The organism is Fenollaria sp., assembly GCF_057222035.1.
In genome coordinates, this window is the sequence record NZ_JBXXYC010000007.1 from 89,480 (window position 1) to 105,002 (window position 15,523).

At 35.7% G+C, this 15,523-nt stretch carries 24 protein-coding genes; 4 read left to right on the top strand and 20 right to left on the bottom strand.

The features are described from left to right. Window positions 1-13 precede the first annotated feature (13 nt). Genes rpsH through rpsJ form a run of 16 tightly spaced genes read right to left on the bottom strand, consistent with a single transcriptional unit; the run spans window position 14 to window position 7,066 of the window. Window positions 14-406 (bottom strand): 30S ribosomal protein S8, encoded by a 393-nt coding sequence (gene rpsH, locus AC2UOP_RS06205; protein ID WP_283162619.1) that lies wholly within the window; start codon window positions 404-406, stop codon window positions 14-16. Between the two features lie 21 nt (window positions 407-427). After that, window positions 428-613, bottom strand: a complete 186-nt coding sequence (locus AC2UOP_RS06210) for a type Z 30S ribosomal protein S14 (protein WP_019214298.1) — start codon at window positions 611-613, stop codon at window positions 428-430. Between the two features lie 13 nt (window positions 614-626). Next, complete coding sequence (gene rplE / locus AC2UOP_RS06215) at window positions 627-1,169, bottom strand: 50S ribosomal protein L5 (protein ID WP_019214297.1); 543 nt, start codon at window positions 1,167-1,169, stop codon at window positions 627-629. Window positions 1,170-1,183: 14 nt separating this feature from the next. Continuing rightward, the gene (gene rplX, locus AC2UOP_RS06220; RefSeq protein ID WP_019214296.1) at window positions 1,184-1,498 is read right to left on the bottom strand and encodes a 50S ribosomal protein L24; all 315 of its coding nucleotides are present in this window, start codon (window positions 1,496-1,498) and stop codon (window positions 1,184-1,186) included. Between the two features lie 17 nt (window positions 1,499-1,515). Beyond that, a complete protein-coding gene (gene rplN, locus AC2UOP_RS06225) occupies window positions 1,516-1,884 on the bottom strand; it encodes a 50S ribosomal protein L14 (RefSeq protein ID WP_484833024.1) in 369 nt (122 codons plus the stop codon). Window positions 1,885-1,912: 28 nt separating this feature from the next. Continuing rightward, complete coding sequence (rpsQ, locus tag AC2UOP_RS06230; RefSeq protein ID WP_019214294.1) at window positions 1,913-2,167, bottom strand: 30S ribosomal protein S17; 255 nt, start codon at window positions 2,165-2,167, stop codon at window positions 1,913-1,915. 4 nt (window positions 2,168-2,171) lie between these two features. Next, window positions 2,172-2,378, bottom strand: a complete 207-nt coding sequence (gene rpmC / locus AC2UOP_RS06235; RefSeq protein ID WP_019214293.1) for a 50S ribosomal protein L29 — start codon at window positions 2,376-2,378, stop codon at window positions 2,172-2,174. After that, window positions 2,368-2,799 carry a 50S ribosomal protein L16 gene (gene rplP, locus AC2UOP_RS06240; protein WP_019214292.1) on the bottom strand — a complete coding sequence of 144 codons (432 nt, stop codon included), beginning with the start codon at window positions 2,797-2,799 and terminating at the stop codon, window positions 2,368-2,370. The genes rpmC and rplP overlap by 11 nt, the downstream gene beginning before the upstream one ends. Window positions 2,800-2,817: 18 nt before the next feature. Beyond that, window positions 2,818-3,630: a 30S ribosomal protein S3 gene (rpsC, locus tag AC2UOP_RS06245; RefSeq protein WP_019214291.1), complete on the bottom strand. Its 813-nt coding sequence runs from the start codon at window positions 3,628-3,630 to the stop codon at window positions 2,818-2,820. Window positions 3,631-3,641: 11 nt separating this feature from the next. Next, the gene (gene rplV, locus AC2UOP_RS06250; protein WP_019214290.1) at window positions 3,642-3,977 is read right to left on the bottom strand and encodes a 50S ribosomal protein L22; all 336 of its coding nucleotides are present in this window, start codon (window positions 3,975-3,977) and stop codon (window positions 3,642-3,644) included. A 16-nt stretch (window positions 3,978-3,993) separates the two neighbouring features. Continuing rightward, window positions 3,994-4,278, bottom strand: coding sequence for a 30S ribosomal protein S19 (gene rpsS / locus AC2UOP_RS06255; protein ID WP_019214289.1), 285 nt, complete (start codon window positions 4,276-4,278; stop codon window positions 3,994-3,996). 10 nt (window positions 4,279-4,288) lie between these two features. Continuing rightward, window positions 4,289-5,122: a 50S ribosomal protein L2 gene (gene rplB / locus AC2UOP_RS06260; protein ID WP_019214288.1), complete on the bottom strand. Its 834-nt coding sequence runs from the start codon at window positions 5,120-5,122 to the stop codon at window positions 4,289-4,291. 18 nt (window positions 5,123-5,140) lie between these two features. Next, on the bottom strand, window positions 5,141-5,440 hold the full coding sequence (gene rplW, locus AC2UOP_RS06265; RefSeq protein WP_242824751.1) for a 50S ribosomal protein L23: 300 nt from the start codon (window positions 5,438-5,440) through the stop codon (window positions 5,141-5,143). Next, on the bottom strand, window positions 5,437-6,057 hold the full coding sequence (rplD, locus tag AC2UOP_RS06270) for a 50S ribosomal protein L4 (RefSeq protein ID WP_019214286.1): 621 nt from the start codon (window positions 6,055-6,057) through the stop codon (window positions 5,437-5,439). The genes rplW and rplD overlap by 4 nt, the downstream gene beginning before the upstream one ends. 18 nt (window positions 6,058-6,075) lie before the next feature. Then, entirely contained in the window at window positions 6,076-6,702 is a 627-nt protein-coding gene (gene rplC, locus AC2UOP_RS06275) for a 50S ribosomal protein L3 (protein WP_019214285.1), read from the bottom strand. Window positions 6,703-6,751: 49 nt separating this feature from the next. Further along, window positions 6,752-7,066, bottom strand: coding sequence for a 30S ribosomal protein S10 (gene rpsJ / locus AC2UOP_RS06280; RefSeq protein WP_019214284.1), 315 nt, complete (start codon window positions 7,064-7,066; stop codon window positions 6,752-6,754). Between the two features lie 562 nt (window positions 7,067-7,628). On the opposite strand from rpsJ, the gene AC2UOP_RS06285 reads away from it, so the two are divergent. From AC2UOP_RS06285 to AC2UOP_RS06300, 4 genes are all read left to right on the top strand, one after another. After that, window positions 7,629-8,111 (top strand): NADH-quinone oxidoreductase subunit NuoE family protein, encoded by a 483-nt coding sequence (locus AC2UOP_RS06285; protein ID WP_484833025.1) that lies wholly within the window; start codon window positions 7,629-7,631, stop codon window positions 8,109-8,111. Between the two features lie 4 nt (window positions 8,112-8,115). Beyond that, window positions 8,116-9,693, top strand: a complete 1,578-nt coding sequence (locus AC2UOP_RS06290; RefSeq protein ID WP_484833026.1) for an NADH-ubiquinone oxidoreductase-F iron-sulfur binding region domain-containing protein — start codon at window positions 8,116-8,118, stop codon at window positions 9,691-9,693. Window positions 9,694-9,702: 9 nt separating this feature from the next. After that, window positions 9,703-11,448, top strand: a complete 1,746-nt coding sequence (locus AC2UOP_RS06295; protein WP_484833027.1) for an NADH-dependent [FeFe] hydrogenase, group A6 — start codon at window positions 9,703-9,705, stop codon at window positions 11,446-11,448. 128 nt (window positions 11,449-11,576) lie between these two features. Next, on the top strand, window positions 11,577-12,317 hold the full coding sequence (locus AC2UOP_RS06300; RefSeq protein ID WP_484833028.1) for a hypothetical protein: 741 nt from the start codon (window positions 11,577-11,579) through the stop codon (window positions 12,315-12,317). A 55-nt stretch (window positions 12,318-12,372) separates the two neighbouring features. Here AC2UOP_RS06300 and AC2UOP_RS06305 read toward each other — a convergent pair whose 3' ends face one another. From AC2UOP_RS06305 to AC2UOP_RS06320, 4 genes are all read right to left on the bottom strand, one after another. Continuing rightward, the gene (locus tag AC2UOP_RS06305; RefSeq protein ID WP_085839432.1) at window positions 12,373-12,741 is read right to left on the bottom strand and encodes a hypothetical protein; all 369 of its coding nucleotides are present in this window, start codon (window positions 12,739-12,741) and stop codon (window positions 12,373-12,375) included. Between the two features lie 106 nt (window positions 12,742-12,847). Then, complete coding sequence (locus AC2UOP_RS06310) at window positions 12,848-13,741, bottom strand: copper amine oxidase N-terminal domain-containing protein (RefSeq protein WP_484833029.1); 894 nt, start codon at window positions 13,739-13,741, stop codon at window positions 12,848-12,850. A 192-nt stretch (window positions 13,742-13,933) separates the two neighbouring features. Then, window positions 13,934-14,872: a stalk domain-containing protein gene (locus AC2UOP_RS06315; protein ID WP_085839670.1), complete on the bottom strand. Its 939-nt coding sequence runs from the start codon at window positions 14,870-14,872 to the stop codon at window positions 13,934-13,936. A 431-nt stretch (window positions 14,873-15,303) separates the two neighbouring features. Beyond that, a partial coding sequence (locus AC2UOP_RS06320; RefSeq protein ID WP_484833030.1) for a DUF7010 family protein occupies window positions 15,304-15,523 on the bottom strand: 220 nt, incomplete at its 5' end.

Below are 15,523 nucleotides of genomic sequence, written 5' to 3' on the forward strand. Positions count from 1 at the left end.
CTCCTAGCTAATTTTACCATACATAGCAGATTACTTCTCCGCCCACTTTGTCTTCTCTAGCTTTTTTGTCTGTCATAAGACCATGGGATGTAGAAAGTATTGCTATACCTAATCCACCTAATACTTTAGGCACTTCGTTTGAATTTACATATATTCTAAGTCCGGGTTTAGAAATTCTCTTTATACCGGAAATTACTCTTTCTTTGTTTGGAAGGTATTTTAGTTCAACTCTTATTATGCCTTGCTTTTTGTCATCTACGATTTCAAAGCCTTTTATATATCCTTCATCTAAAAGTATTTGAGCGATTTCTTGTTTAATTCTTGACTTCGGAATATCTACTGAATCGTGTTTTTGTGAGTTAGAATTTCTGATTCTTGTAAGCATATCCGCGATTGGATCCGTCATCATATTACATCACTCCTCCTTCTACCAGCTTGCTTTTCTTACGCCAGGAATTTCTCCCTTATATGCTAATTTTCTGAAGCATATACGGCAAATTCCATATTTTCTAAGGTAACCATGAGGTCTTCCGCAAATCTTGCATCTGTTATACTCTCTTACCTTGTATTTTTGTTTACTTTGTTGCTTAGCAACCATTGATTTTTTAGCCATCTACTTCCTCCTTTTACTTTCTAAAAGGCATACCAAGAAGCTCTAAGAATAATTTTGCTTCTTTATCAGTATTTGCTGTAGTAACAATTATGATATCCATACCTCTGATTTCATCTACTTCATCGTATATGATTTCAGGGAAGATTAATTGTTCTTTAATACCTAATGCATAGTTTCCTCTACCGTCGAATGAAGTGCTGCTGACACCTCTAAAGTCTCTTACTCTTGGAAGAGCGATGTTCATTAACTTATCTAAGAAGTAGTACATTTTGTCTCTTCTTAATGTTACTTTACATCCGATCTTCATGCCTTCTCTTAGCTTAAAGTTAGCTATAGATTTCTTAGCGTGTGTAATAACAGGTTTTTGTCCAGTTATTAACTCTAATTCTTTTAAGGCACTTTCAAGAACTTTTGGATTTTCTTTAGCGTGTCCTAAACCGATGTTGATAACAACTTTATCTAGCTTAGGAACTTGCATTATATTATCATATCCTAATTTTTCCATCATTTGAGGCACAATTTCTTCTTTGTACCTTGTTTCCAGTCTGGAAGCCATCCGTTCTACCTCCCTTATTTGTCTAATGTTTCTCCGTCGGCTTTCATGTATCTAACTTTCTTGCCGTCTTCCAAAACTTTATAGCCTACTCTTGTACCTTTTTTAAGTGATTCATTATAAACCATTACGTTAGAAACATGTATTGCTCCTTCTGATTTAATAATTCCACCTGGTTCTTGAGGTCCACGAGCTTTTTGGTGTCTTGTTTGAATGTTTATTCCTTCAACAACAACACGGTCTTTCTTTGGTAATGCTTTTAAAACTTTACCTGTTTTTCCTTTATCTTTACCGGCAATAACAATTACCTTGTCGCCTACTTTAACGTGCATAATTTAACCTCCCTTCATTAAAGAACTTCTGGAGCTAGTGATATTATCTTCATATAACCACCAGTTCTTAGTTCTCTAGTTACAGGTCCAAATATACGAGTTCCAACAGGATTTTTATCTTCTTTTACGATAACTGCTGCGTTATCATCAAATCTTATATATGATCCATCTTGTCTTCTCATTGGTTGTGTTGTTCTAACTATAACAGCTTTAACAACGTCTCCTTTTTTAACAACGCCTCCTGGTGTTGCATTTTTAACTGTGCAAACCACTATATCGCCCACTCCGGCATACTTTCTTTTACTGCCACCTAAGACTTTAATTACTAGTACCTCTCTGGCTCCGGAGTTATCAGCTACTCTCATTCTTGATTCAGATTGTATCAATTTATTAACCTCCCTTCCTATAAAAGGACTATTTTGCTTTTTCTATAATTTCTACGAGTCTCCATCTTTTTGTCTTAGATAGTGGTCTTGTTTCCATAATCTTTACAAAATCGCCAACTCTTGCTTCGTTGTTTTCATCGTGAGCCTTAAATTTAGTAGTTCTGTTAACTCTCTTCTTATATATAGGATGACTAACTTTTGTTTCAACTGCAACAGTTATTGTCTTTTCCATCTTATCAGAAACTACTGTACCTGTTCTAACTTTTCTAAGATTTCTTTCCATTGATTTAAGCCTCCTTTACTTGAGAAAGTTCTCTTTCTCTGACAATTGTTTTCACTCTAGCAATGTCTTTTTTAACTTGAGAAATTGTCTTTGGGTTTTCTAATTGTCCGGTAGCTAATTGGAATCTTAGGTTAAATAGTTCTTTTTTAAGCTCTTTTTCTTTTTGATTTAGTTCTTCTGTTGTTAAATCACGTATTTCTTTAACCTTCATTAGCTTCACCACCTTCTTCACGAACTACAAATTTAGTTTTTATAGGAAGTTTCATTGCTGCAAGTCTTAGTGCTTCTCTTGCTATTTCTTCTGAAACTCCACCCATTTCAAATAATACTCTACCTGGTTTTACTACTGCAACCCAATACTCTGGAGCACCTTTACCGGAACCCATACGTACTTCTGCAGGTTTCTTTGTTACTGGTTTGTCTGGAAATACTTTAATCCAAACATTTCCACCTCTTTTTATATATCTTGTCATCGCACGACGAGCAGCTTCTATTTGGTTTGCTGTCATCCATGTTGGTTCTAGTGCTTGTAGGCCATATTCACCGTAAGTAATTGTGTTACCTGAATATGCTTTACCTTTCATTCTGCCTCTATGAACTCTACGATGCTTTACTCTTTTAGGCATTAACATAGTATGTTTTCCTCCTTACTAATTTTCGTTATTAGCGTTTTGTGCTTCGTTAGCTTCTGGCTTAAAGCCTCTTCTGTTATTGTTATTTTTTCTGTCTTTAAAGCCTGTATTTTGGTTGTTATTTCTTCTTCTCTTTTTGAAGTCTTTCTTTTTGTCGTCTTGACTTCTCTTTTTAAAGTTTTTCTTTCTTTCGTCAGTTACTTCTGGAAGTACTTCTCCTTTGTATAACCAAACCTTTACGCCGATCTTGCCGTATGTTGTGTTTGCTTCTGCAAAACCATAGTCAATATCTGCTCTAAGTGTTTGTAGAGGTATTGTTCCTTCTGAATAACCTTCGCTTCTAGCCATGTCGGCTCCACCAAGTCTTCCGGAAACTTGAGTTTTGATACCCTTTGCTCCTTCTTTCATTGTTCTTTGGATAGCGCCTTTCATTGCTCTTCTGAATGTGATTCTTCTTTCTAGTTGGAACGCAATGTTTTCTGCTACTAGTTGAGCATCTAAGTCTGGCTTTCTTACTTCTTCAACGTTTACTAAAACTGTCTTTGTAGTAAGTCTTTCGATTTTTTTCTTAAGTGCTTCTATACCTTCTCCGCCTCTACCGATTACGATACCAGGTTTTGCTGTATATATAGTAACTTTAATTTTCTTTCTTGTTCTTTCGATTTTTAATTTTGAAACTCCTGCTTGGTAAAGCTCTTTTTTCAAATATTCTCTTATCTTATAGTCTTCTACTAAATTATCAGAGAAACTTTTCTTGTCGGCATACCAATTTGAGCTCCAATCTTTTATAACTCCGACTCTTAGTCCGTGTGGATTTACTTTTTGGCCCATTTCTTACCTCCTTATTTCTCGTCTGATACTACAACTGATAAGTGTGCAGTTCTCTTTAGTATTGGATAAGCTGAACCGTGAGCCTTTGGTCTGTATCTTTTCATTCTTGGTCCATCAGTTGCTTGTGCATCCTTAACATATAGTTTGTCTCTATCTAAGTCAAAATTGTTTGTAGCGTTTGCTATTGCAGATTCAAGTACTGCTAATAGTTCTCTTGCGCCTTTCTTTGGTGTAAACTTTAAAATAGAAAGAGCTTCATCAATATGTTTTCCCCTAATTTCGTTGCATATAAAGTGAACTTTTCTAGGAGATATTCTAATATATTTAGCTATTGCTTTTGCTTCCATTTATATCCTCCTTCTATTATTTTACGTTTGCTTTCTTGTCGCCTTTAGCAACATGGCCTCTGAAAGTTCTTGTTAAAACGAACTCTCCAAGTTTATGTCCTACCATATCTTCTGTTATATATACAGGAACGTGTTTTCTGCCGTCATATACTGCTATTGTGTGTCCTATGAATTCTGGGAAGATTGTTGAACGTCTTGACCATGTTTTAATAACTTTTTTATCGTTGGCTTCATTCATAGCTTCAACTTTTTTCATTAAGTGTTCGTCTACGAAAGGTCCTTTTTTTATCGATCTTGCCATTTAAACCCTCCTACTTGTCGTTTCTTCTTCTGATTATATACTTATCAGAATGTTTCTTTTTCTTTCTAGTCTTAAGTCCTAGAGCAGGTTTACCCCAAGGTGTCATTGGTGATGGTCTACCTATTGGTGCTCTACCTTCACCACCACCATGTGGATGGTCTACTGGGTTCATCGCTGAACCTCTTACGTGAGGGCGTCTTCCTGTTAATCTCTTCTTACCAGCTTTACCCATGTTAACTAGTTCGTGGTCAAGGTTACCTACTTGGCCGATTGTTGCCATACAGTCTAGTAAAACAACTCTCATCTCGCCTGATGGTAATCTTAATTGTGCGTAGTTACCTTCTTTACCCATAAGTTGAGCGTATGAACCAGCGCTTCTTGCTAGTTGTCCGCCTTTTTCTGGTTTCATTTCAATGTTGTGGATTAGTGTACCTACTGGGATGTCTCTTAATTTAAGTGCGTTACCTACTTTGATGTCGACATGTTCTCCTGCTTCGATTTTATCTCCAACATTTAATCCTACTGGATGAAGGATATATCTCTTTTCGCCGTCTTCGTATTGAATTAGCGCGATGTTTGCTGTTCTGTTTGGATCGTACTCGATGTGAGCTACTGTTCCAACAACGCCTATTTTATTTCTCTTAAAGTCGATAATTCTGTATATCTTCTTAGCTCCCCCGCCTCTGTGACGAGATGTGATTCTACCAGTGTTGTTTCTACCTGAGTTTTTCTTAATGCTTTCTACAAGTGACTTTTCTGGTTTAGCTCTTGTGATAAGCTCAAAAGCAGGTGATGCCATCATTCTTCTGGACGGAGTAGTTGGTTTATATGTTTTAATAGCCATTAAATTTCCCTCCTATCACTAATTTGACATGCCTTCAAAGAATTCAATTCTCTTTGAATCTTCCTTAAGTGTAACAATGGCTTTTTTCCAGTTTGGTCTTCTACCTTCATGTGCGCCTTGTCTTTTTAACTTACCTTGCATGTTCATTGTGTTTACTTTTTCAACCTTTACACCAAAAACGTTTTCAATTGCTTTTTTGATTTCAGATTTGTTTATTCTTCTGTCTACTTTGAAAGTGTACTTACCTTCTTCCATATCGCTCATAGACTTTTCTGTAACTATGGGTTTTATGATTATATCATGTGGATTAAGCATTATTTGAACACCTCCTCGATAGTTTCTAAAGAAGCTTTTGTAAGTATCATATTGTCATGTCTTACTATATCATATACGTTTATGTTTCTTGCTTCACTAATCATTGTGAATGGTATATTTCTAAAAGCTCTTTGTGTGTCTTTATCGTTATCTTTAGTAACTATATATGCTTTCTTTGCGTTAAGATTTTGTAGTGCTTTAAAAGCGTATTTTGTCTTAACTTCTTGTAATTTTATATCATCTACTATAATAAGCTCATTATCACGAACTTTGTTTGAAAGAGCTACCTTTAAAGCTAATCTCTTTAACTTCTTAGGAAGTTTGTATCCATAGCTTCTTGGCTTTGGTGCAAATACAACTCCGCCGCCCTTCCATTGAGGACTTCTTGTACTTCCTTGTCTTGCTCTACCTGTACCTTTTTGTTTCCAAGGTTTTCTTCCGCCGCCTCTAACTTCAGCTCTTGTTAAAGTGCTTTGAGTTCCTTGACGTTTGTTCGCTAAATGATTAACTACTACTTGGTAAATAAGATGAGGGTTATCTTCTTGATTAAAGATGTCATCATTTAATTCAATTGTCTCAAGTTCTTTACCTTCCATGTTTAAAACTTTATAACTTGGCATTTTAATCCTCCTTTAGCGCTATTTCTTTATTGCTTTTCTAACAGTAATTAAACCTTTCTTTGGTCCTGGTACAGCACCTTTGATTAGGATAATTCCGTTTTCTTTATCTACTTTTACTACTTTTAGGTTTTGAACAGTTACTCTTTCATTACCCATGCGGCCCATCATTCTATGGCCCTTAAATACTTTTCCTGGCCATGTTGCAGCACCCATACCACCTGGCATTCTGTGGAATTTTGAACCATGTGATTCTCTACCTCTGCCGAAGCCGTGTCTTTTTATAACACCTTGAGTACCTTTACCTTTTGATGTTCCGATAACGTCTACAAATTCAACGCCATCCATGATTTCAACTGTGATTTCATCACCTAAGTTGTATTTTTCTACATCTTCTACTTTAAACTCTCTAAGGTATCTTTTGTAGCTAGCGTTAGCTTTTTTGAATTGACCCTTACGAGGTTTGTTTACATTCTTTTCATTGATTTCTCCAAAACCAACTACTATAGCGTTGTAACCGTCTGTTTCAACAGTTTTCTTTTGAACAACTACCATAGGTCCGGCTTGAAGAACTGTAACTGGAACTAGGTTTCCTGATTCTTCGAAAACTTGTGTCATTCCAATTTTCTTTGCTAAAATTCCGTTCATTAACTGCACCTCCATAATTTACAGCGGATTTTAAATAAAATCTTATAGATTATAGTTTTATTTCTATATCTACACCTGCAGGCACGTTCATCTTCATAAGTGCGTCTACAGTTTTGTCATTTGGTTCAAGGATATCGATTAGTCTCTTGTGAGTTCTTTGTTCGAATTGCTCTCTTGAATCTTTGTTAACGTGAACTGATCTTAAAATTGTTACGATTTGTTTTTCTGTTGGTAGTGGAACTGGTCCTGATACCTTGCAGCCTGTCTTTTTAGCAGCTTCAACAATTCTTTGAGCTGATTGATCTAGTAGTGTGTGATCGTAAGCTTTAAGTCTAATTCTGATTTTTTGTTTTTTGCTTGACATTTGATTACCTCCATGTAATATTTTTTTACTTCTTAGAGAGTCAACTCTTACACACGCATCCGTGCGTTTTCTCTAAGCGTAAATAAAATATGCCAATCAATCGCCTGCTTCCATCTCGAGCAAACTTGCATGAAACTAGGGAAATTACCACATCACGCAACAAAAAACATGATGCGCAACCTTTCTTAGTCATAGCCATTTGATTTAAGCACTCATATATTATACATAATAAGCTCTTGTCTGTCAAGGGTTTTTTTAATTATTTTTTATTTTTTTATATTTTTTCTCTTCCTTTTATATATAGGGCAATAATTTTTTATAAAATAAATTTATTTTCATATCTATGCTTTGATATAAATTATTTTATAATTTTATTAAATAAGTATTAATATTTTTAATAATTATTTTTTAATAACGAAAATTATTATCTTATGTGTAATAAAAAATATATTTATTAAGTTTTTATCTAAATGCTTTAATATAGTAATTATATCATTGACAAAAAATCGTTTTTATTATAAAATATTAGTACTAATAAGCTAAATTTTAAGGGAGGTAAATTATGGCGTTTTGTTTTAACAAAGATCGTGCTAAGTTCGACGAGTTCTTACAATTTATCGAAGAAAAGAAGAGCGACAGAGGTGCTGTCATGCCAGTTCTTCAAGAAGCACAAAGACTCTTTGGATACATACCTGAAGAGATTGTAGATTTTATGGCGCTTAAATTGAATAAGCATAGCAGTGAAATTTATGGCGTTGCTTCTTTCTACAGTCAATTCACTTTTAAACCAAGGGGTAAACACTCTATATGCATCTGCTTAGGTACTGCTTGCTACGTAAAGGGTGCTGATAAGCTTTTGGACGACTTCTTAAAGGAATTAAATGTAGCTAAGGGCGAGGCAACAGCTGATGGACTTTTCTCTATAGTTGAGACTAGATGTGTTGGTGAATGTGCTTTAGCACCTGTTGTAACTGTTGGTGATGACATTTATGACCATGTAAAAGAAAGTCAAGTCACAGAAATTATTAATAAGTATAAGGAGTAAGTATATGAATAAGGAAAATCTATTAGAAATTCAAAAGAAAACTAAGGATCTTCTTCTTGATAGACTTAAAAAGGACGGCTCTTTTAATATTGACGGTGACAAGATTACTAAAAAGGGCGAATTTTTTGAAAAGCAGCACAGAATTGTTTTAAAGAACTGTGGCATTATTGATGCAGCGTCCTTAGATGAATACATAGCATTAGGCGGATATTTCTCATTAGAGAAGGCGCTTAATTCAAAAAGAGAAGATATAATTAGTGAAATAAAAGCTTCTGGTCTTAGGGGACGTGGTGGAGCGGGTTTCCCTACTGGAAGAAAATGGGAAGCAGCTTTTCTTCAGCCAGAAGGTATAAAATATATAATTTGTAACGCTGACGAAGGTGACCCAGGTGCCTACATGGATAGGTCTGTTTTGGAAAAAGATCCGCACAGCGTTTTAGAGGGCATGGCCATCTGCGCTTATGCTGTTGGTGCTCAAAAGGGCTTTATCTACGTTAGAGCTGAGTATCCAAAGGCTGTTGAAAGCCTAAAAGTTGCTATAAAAAAGGCAAATGAAAATAATTTATTAGGAGACAATATTTTAGGCAGTGACTTTTCTTTCCAAATAGAGCTTCGTCTAGGTGCAGGTGCTTTCGTTTGTGGTGAAGGTACTGCTCTTATGGAATCTATCGAAGGAAAACGTGGTATGCCAAGAAATAAAGAGTACAGAACTACTGAACGTGGTCTTTGGGGCAAGCCAACTGTTATCAACAATGTTGAAACTTTTGCTAACGTTGCTCAAATTATTGATCATGGCGCAGACTGGTTCAGATCCATCGGCACTGAAGATTCGTCAGGAACTAAGGTTTTCTCACTTGTTGGTAAGGTTGCTAACTCAGGACTAGTTGAAGTGCCTATGGGAACTACTATTAGAGAGATTGTTTTTGATATAGGCGGAGGTATTCAAGGCGGCAAAAAGGCTAAGGCCGTTCAAACTGGTGGACCATCTGGCGGATGTATACCTGAGAGATTATTTGATACAAAGGTTGACTTTGCATCTCTTAAGGCTATAGGCTCAATCATGGGCTCTGGCGGTATGGTTGTTATGGACGAAGATGACTGCATGGTGGACGTTTCAAGATTCTTCCTAGAATTTTCAGTTGACGAATCATGCGGTAAATGTACGCCTTGTAGAATTGGCAATAAAAGGCTTCTTGAATTGCTTGAAAAATTAACTTCAGGCAATGGTACTGAAGAAGATATAGAAAAACTTGAAGATCTATCCATAATCGTGAGCAAGTCATCACTATGTGGACTTGGTCAATCATCTCCTAACCCAATACTTTCAACATTAACATACTTTAGAGATGAATACATGGCTCACGTTGGCGAAAACAAGACTTGTCCAGCTAAGAAGTGTAAGAATTTACTTAACTACTTCATCACTGACAAGTGTATCGGCTGCACAAAATGTGCTAGAAACTGCCCTGTTAACTGTATTGAAGGAAAAGTTAAGGAAAAACACATTATTGACACAGCTAAGTGTATCAAGTGCGGCAATTGTAAGAACGTCTGCCCAGTTAAGGCAGTAGTATTGGTATAGGAGGTACTTATGGCTAAGATAACAAACTTAAAAATTAACGGCGTTGATGTATCTGTTGAAGGCAGAACTTCAATACTTGATGCTGCTAAAACCATTGGCGTAAAGATACCTACACTTTGCCACATGGAATTACATGATATAAAATTTGTAAATAAACTTGCTTCATGCAGGGTTTGTATGGTTGAAGACGCAAAAAGCAGCAAGCTTCTTCCAGCGTGTGCAACACCTGTTAAAGAAGGTATGGATATAAAGACTGAGTCGCCTCTTGCCATAAACGCGAGAAGAACTATAGTTGAGCTGCTTTTATCGGATCATCCAAACAGCTGCCTGACTTGTGCTAAGAACTTAAACTGTCAATTACAAAAACTAGCGCAAGACCTAGGCATCAGAGATATTCCATATCAAGGGGAAAGAAGACATATACCTATAGATGACAGAAGCTTATCTATGATTAGAGAGCCAGAAAAGTGCATTCTTTGCAGAAGATGCGAGACAATGTGTAACGAGGTGCAAACAGTTGGCGCACTTGCTGAAGTTGGCCGTGGTTTTGACTGCCACGTCGGCTCAACATTTAACAGAAGCATGTTCGAAACAACATGTACATTCTGTGGACAATGCGTTACAGTCTGCCCTACAGGCGCACTTCATGGTATGAGCTACACAAGAAAAGTATGGAAAGCACTTGCAGATCCAAAGAAATACGTTGTTGTTCAAACTGCTCCAGCAGTTAGAGTTGCCCTAGGCGAGCTATTTGGCATGGAGCCAGGCACTATAGTTACTGGTAAGATGGTTAGTGCACTTAAAAAATTAGGCTTTGACCAAGTCTTTGACACAAACTTCGCAGCCGACCTAACTATAGTTGAAGAAGCACACGAGTTTGTAGAAAGACTTACAAAGGGAGGCAAGATGCCGATACTTACAAGCTGCTGTCCAGGTTGGGTAAACTTCATGGAGCAACAATTCTCAGATATGATCGATATACCATCGTCATGCAAGAGCCCTCATGAAATGTTTGGAGCAGTTGCAAAAACTTATCTTGCCCAAAAACTTGGCATAGATCCTAAGGATATGGTAGTCGTATCAGTAATGCCTTGTTTAGCTAAAAAATACGAATCAGCAAGAGATGAGCTTAAGAGCATGGGCCACAGCGACGTTGATATAGTTATCACAACTAATGAGCTTGGCGCAATGATCAAAGAAGCAGGACTAAGCTTTAAAGACCTTAAAGACGAAGAATTTGACGATCCAATGGGTGAATCAACAGGCGCAGGCGCAATCTTCGGAGCTACAGGCGGCGTTATCGAGGCAACATGCAGAACAGCTTACGAGACTATAACAGGAAAAGAGCTTAAAGAGATTGAATTCACTGCACTTAGAGGCCTTAACGGCATCAAGGAAGCAACAGTTGATATAGATGGAAGAGAAATCAGAATCGCCGTAGCAAACGGACTTGGCAATACAAGAAAACTACTAAACATGGTTAAGTCAGGCGAAAAAGAATACGATGCGATAGAAGTTATGGCTTGCCCAGGCGGATGTATAGGCGGAGGCGGTCAACCGCTTCATAACGGCGACATCTCAATACTTAAGAGGAGAGCTGAAGCCATCTATAATATAGATAAAGGTAAAGCAATAAGAAAATCACACGCCAATCCAAAAATCATACAACTTTATAAAGAATACCTTGGCGAAGTTGGCGGCGAATTAGCACACGAGCTACTACACACGCATTACGAAGCCGATCCAAAGATGTAATTTAATATAATCATATACCCTCTTTGCCACGTGGTGAAGAGGGTTTTATTGATATAAACTTATTGTAAAACAAAGAAAAATATGCTAGAATTGATATATAAAAACATCTATGAAAAGGAGTAGACCTTATGATGAAAAAAACAATGATAGCTCTTCTAATTAACCTTACATTTATCTTAAGCCTAACAGCATGTTCATCAAAACAAGATACTACACTTGAAGATAAGAATCTTACAGAAAGCGCAAACGATAAATCAAGCAAAAATAATGAAGAAAGCAAAGATGATGAAGAAAGCGAAGACAACGAAGAAAGTAAAGATGCTGAAGAAAATGCATTAGCTCAAGAAGATGAGAATCTTGAAAAAGTAAAGCAAGTATACACAAGTGTTTTGGACAATATGAACCCAGAGAAATTTAATCCAGCCACAAAAGATGACGGATTTAATTGCACTTACACATATTCACTCGTAAAGCTAAACAATCTAGACTACCCACTACTTTTAGTTTATCAAGACTATGACTATGGTATGTCAGACGTCAAGTTTTATTATCCAAACAAAGACTTTACAAAAGAGCTAAGCTCAGATGAGATTGTGCCAATAGGAGTAGCTAGAGCAGGCGGCTTTAGAGGCGACATCGGCCTAAGCGAAAGTAAAGATACATTATCCTACTTTTGTGTGTCCTCAGGTACCGGTGATAGCAGCATTGACGATATAAGCTTCGAACTAGGAGATGAGAACTTAAACGTTCAAATAAAATCAGTCTGGGAAGGCAGCTTAGACGATATGCCAGAGTCAAGCTCAAGCCCGATTGACTTAAGCGATATTTCAGATAGAACAGCCATAGATAATATATCCGCAAGTAATTAGATAAAAATTAATGCAACTACATGATATGATATGTAGCTGCATTTTTATGCGCAAATTAGAAAAATGCTTTTATTAAATTTATTGGTGAGCTAATTACGCGTTCAGCGTAATATAATGTAACGCCCATCCAATCCAAACCATGCGTAACGGCTATAAGACATAAGAAGTATGGTAGATTGATTACCACAGGCAAGATAATATTTATCCATGTAAAAGCGTTTTTCTTAATAAATATTAATCCCACTAGAGCAAATATTAAACTCAGAAATACACCATTAAGAAAGATTTCAGCTGCCTTTTCATCAGCACCCAAAAGCTTAAAAACTATATACGCTAGCAAAACCAAAGCATATATACCTAAAACAGTGTAGTTATATATCTTACTTACTTTGCTTCTTGACTTTGTTTTATTAAGTTCCGTCATTTTGACACCCCCTAATAAGCTTACTTATATTATAATACCAAAAAATCATTTTTGCAAATTATGTAAAAAACAAAAGCTCCCACCAAAGTGAAAGCTTTTAATATTTTTAACCAATGATAAAGATGTTTAAATACAGATTCGGATCATTCACATCCACTTCCTTAATTCTAGTTTCATCTTGATATATTTGGAAGTAGATTTTACCATCTGTTCTGTCATATAAAACATCATAAGGTCCTATAGTGTATCTATAAAACTTAGATACTTCGCCAATGTATATCATTCTATTGATATCTTTTTCTATTAATTTTATGTCATCGTCAAATCTATTTGGATCTTCCTTAGTTTTTTCCTTCAAAGTCTTCGCAAAATTCTTTAGGCCTTCAAGACATTTTTCCTTTACTAGCTTCATCGCGTCATCCGAGCTAATATTGTCCTTGTACTCGTGCTTTTCATCAATGATGACATTTCTAAGACTTCTTTCGATAGTCTTATCTTGAGTTATAGCCATCTTAGTATCATAAAATTCTTTTGAGTCATCGCCAATCCTTTCAGTAACTACAGCGCTTTCAGCAAGATTCTTTTCTACAAAATCTGGACTTACATAAGTAGTATTCTTGATAAGCTTAGACATTTCATTTTTAGCTATAGTAATGTCAATGCTCTTATCAGCTTTTTTAAGCGTAACCTTTTTCTCAGCACCGTTCCAACCAAGTTCGTATCCAAGCTTTTCAGCAATAAGCCTTAGTGGTAGCATGGCCTTGCCGCCATCTATAACGACTTCAGCTTCAGGAATTATTTCTCCGTTGATAAATAATATAGTTTCGTTCTTAATAGGATAAGTTTTGTCAGCGATACGTATAATGGCATCTTCAGGTCCCCTACTAGTTCCAAAACTAATTTCTTTCGCACCAGTCTCATCAAGCTTCGCCATAGAAATGTTCATAGACATTGACAAAACTAGCACAAATACTAAAAGAAATGATAAAAACTTTTTCATAATAAACCTCCTTTTATCACTTTTTATTACTTTACCTATATATATTATATACCCGTTCAATCAAAAGTAAATGGATTTTCGTGATTTTTAACACATTTGTAATAAAGCATTAAAAAAGCTCTCACAAAAGTGAAAGCCTTTTTATAATATTTATTCGAAACTAACAAAGATTGTAATTTTAACACGAAAGCACTAGCCAGCTACAAATGTCGCCGTATATAAATCTGGATCATTCACATCCATTTCCTTAATGATTGGACCTGCTGAAGGTATCTCAAAATAAATCTTGCCATCTGTTCTGTCGTAATAAATATCATAAACACCTATAGTGTATTTGTAAAATTTTGAAACTTCTCCCAAATAAATCATTCTATCTATTTCCCTTTTAATGTCTTTAAAAACTCCATCAAAACGTTCTTGAATTTCCTTAGATTTTTCAATGCGTTCTCTTGTGCTCTTTTCAAAGTTCTTAAGGCCTTCTATGCACTTCTTTTGTACTAGCTTCATAGTTTCTTCTCCAGTAGATTTATTCAAATACTCATGCTCTTCGTCAATAAAGATATTTCTCATAGCGGTAACTATAGTTTTTTCAGGTGATAACGGTATTTGAGTCTCGTAATACTTAGGATATAACCCCTCCATCTCTTTAGTATCAACAACTTCAAGTCCCATAGCCTTATCTATAAAACTTAGTGGAATATATGTTACTTTATTATTAATCTTGACCGGTTTTTCCATCTTATAGTCTTTGCCGTCAACACGTGCTGTGTTTTTCCCGATGAAAAGCTCGATATTAGAATTATCTTTAGACAATATAACTTTTTTCTCAGTAGCCTTCCACTCAATCTTGTAGCCAAGTTTCTCAGAAAGTGCCCTTATAGGAATAAGAGGCGTATCATCTTCAAGAAGAATCTCTACTTTTGGAATAAGCTCACCGTTAACAAATAGTATAGTAGCATTTTTAATTGGATATTCATTCTTACCTATCCTTACGCTATAGTCTTTAGGCTCCACATCAAGAGGAAATTCAATTTCCTTAGCACCAGTCTCGTCAAACTTAGCCATTGAAATGTTCATAGACATGGACAAAAATAGCACAAATACTAGAACAAATGATAAAAACTTTTTCATAATAAACCTCCTTTTATCACTTTTTATTACTTTACCTATATATATTATATACCCACGCAAGTATAAATAAATGGATTTTCGTGATTTTTAATAAATTTGTAATAAAGCACTAAAAAAACTCTCACCAAAGTGAAAGCTTTTAAAGTTTTTTAATTTATATTTTCTAAGAAAGCACAAAATTTATAGTGATTTTTTGAAGAAAGAAGAACCCCATCCTTCCACGATGCCGTTTTAGACGAAGTGCATCAAAAAGCGACTGAACCTATATCAATCGCTAGCTGTCTTATATATTTAATTGTTTTAAGTGGTACTTCTTATCCTTACCATTTTAAACTCCTAATTTTGAGTATAAAAAAAGACGATAGAGTTTAATTATCTATCATCTCTTTCATTTCTATTTAATTATTTAGCTCGACAAACTGGGATTTGTTTTAGTTATCTCCCATTTTCTTTAATTCCATATGTAATACACAAGCAAATACTATCTCAATAATACATGCCGCAACAGCTACCGTTGTGCCGTTAAATGCACATCCTAAAATCAAAGAAATCATCGGAATGGAAATTGCAGCAACTGTATATCCCTTTGATTGATACAACCATGAATAGGGAAATAAATGTGCTCCAAACACCATAGCGTATACCATAATC

Bases quoted from the DNA above. Each gene is read 5' to 3' on its own strand.
- rpsH (WP_283162619.1), bottom strand. From the start codon at position 406: ATGACGGATCCAATCGCGGATATGCTTACAAGAATCAGAAATTCTAAC.
- AC2UOP_RS06210 (WP_019214298.1), bottom strand. From the start codon at position 613: ATGGCTAAAAAATCAATGGTTGCTAAGCAACAAAGTAAACAAAAATAC.
- rplE (WP_019214297.1), bottom strand. From the start codon at position 1,169: ATGGCTTCCAGACTGGAAACAAGGTACAAAGAAGAAATTGTGCCTCAA.
- rplX (WP_019214296.1), bottom strand. From the start codon at position 1,498: ATGCACGTTAAAGTAGGCGACAAGGTAATTGTTATTGCCGGTAAAGAT.
- rpsQ (WP_019214294.1), bottom strand. From the start codon at position 2,167: ATGGAAAGAAATCTTAGAAAAGTTAGAACAGGTACAGTAGTTTCTGAT.
- rpmC (WP_019214293.1), bottom strand. From the start codon at position 2,378: ATGAAGGTTAAAGAAATACGTGATTTAACAACAGAAGAACTAAATCAA.
- rplP (WP_019214292.1), bottom strand. From the start codon at position 2,799: ATGTTAATGCCTAAAAGAGTAAAGCATCGTAGAGTTCATAGAGGCAGA.
- rpsC (WP_019214291.1), bottom strand. From the start codon at position 3,630: ATGGGCCAAAAAGTAAATCCACACGGACTAAGAGTCGGAGTTATAAAA.
- rplV (WP_019214290.1), bottom strand. From the start codon at position 3,977: ATGGAAGCAAAAGCAATAGCTAAATATATTAGAATATCTCCTAGAAAA.
- rpsS (WP_019214289.1), bottom strand. From the start codon at position 4,278: ATGGCAAGATCGATAAAAAAAGGACCTTTCGTAGACGAACACTTAATG.
- rplB (WP_019214288.1), bottom strand. From the start codon at position 5,122: ATGGCTATTAAAACATATAAACCAACTACTCCGTCCAGAAGAATGATG.
- rplD (WP_019214286.1), bottom strand. From the start codon at position 6,057: ATGCCAAGTTATAAAGTTTTAAACATGGAAGGTAAAGAACTTGAGACA.
- rplC (WP_019214285.1), bottom strand. From the start codon at position 6,702: ATGAACGGAATTTTAGCAAAGAAAATTGGAATGACACAAGTTTTCGAA.
- rpsJ (WP_019214284.1), bottom strand. From the start codon at position 7,066: ATGTCAAGCAAAAAACAAAAAATCAGAATTAGACTTAAAGCTTACGAT.
- AC2UOP_RS06285 (WP_484833025.1), top strand. From the start codon at position 7,629: ATGGCGTTTTGTTTTAACAAAGATCGTGCTAAGTTCGACGAGTTCTTA.
- AC2UOP_RS06290 (WP_484833026.1), top strand. From the start codon at position 8,116: ATGAATAAGGAAAATCTATTAGAAATTCAAAAGAAAACTAAGGATCTT.
- AC2UOP_RS06295 (WP_484833027.1), top strand. From the start codon at position 9,703: ATGGCTAAGATAACAAACTTAAAAATTAACGGCGTTGATGTATCTGTT.
- AC2UOP_RS06300 (WP_484833028.1), top strand. From the start codon at position 11,577: ATGATGAAAAAAACAATGATAGCTCTTCTAATTAACCTTACATTTATC.
- AC2UOP_RS06305 (WP_085839432.1), bottom strand. From the start codon at position 12,741: ATGACGGAACTTAATAAAACAAAGTCAAGAAGCAAAGTAAGTAAGATA.
- AC2UOP_RS06310 (WP_484833029.1), bottom strand. From the start codon at position 13,741: ATGAAAAAGTTTTTATCATTTCTTTTAGTATTTGTGCTAGTTTTGTCA.
- AC2UOP_RS06315 (WP_085839670.1), bottom strand. From the start codon at position 14,872: ATGAAAAAGTTTTTATCATTTGTTCTAGTATTTGTGCTATTTTTGTCC.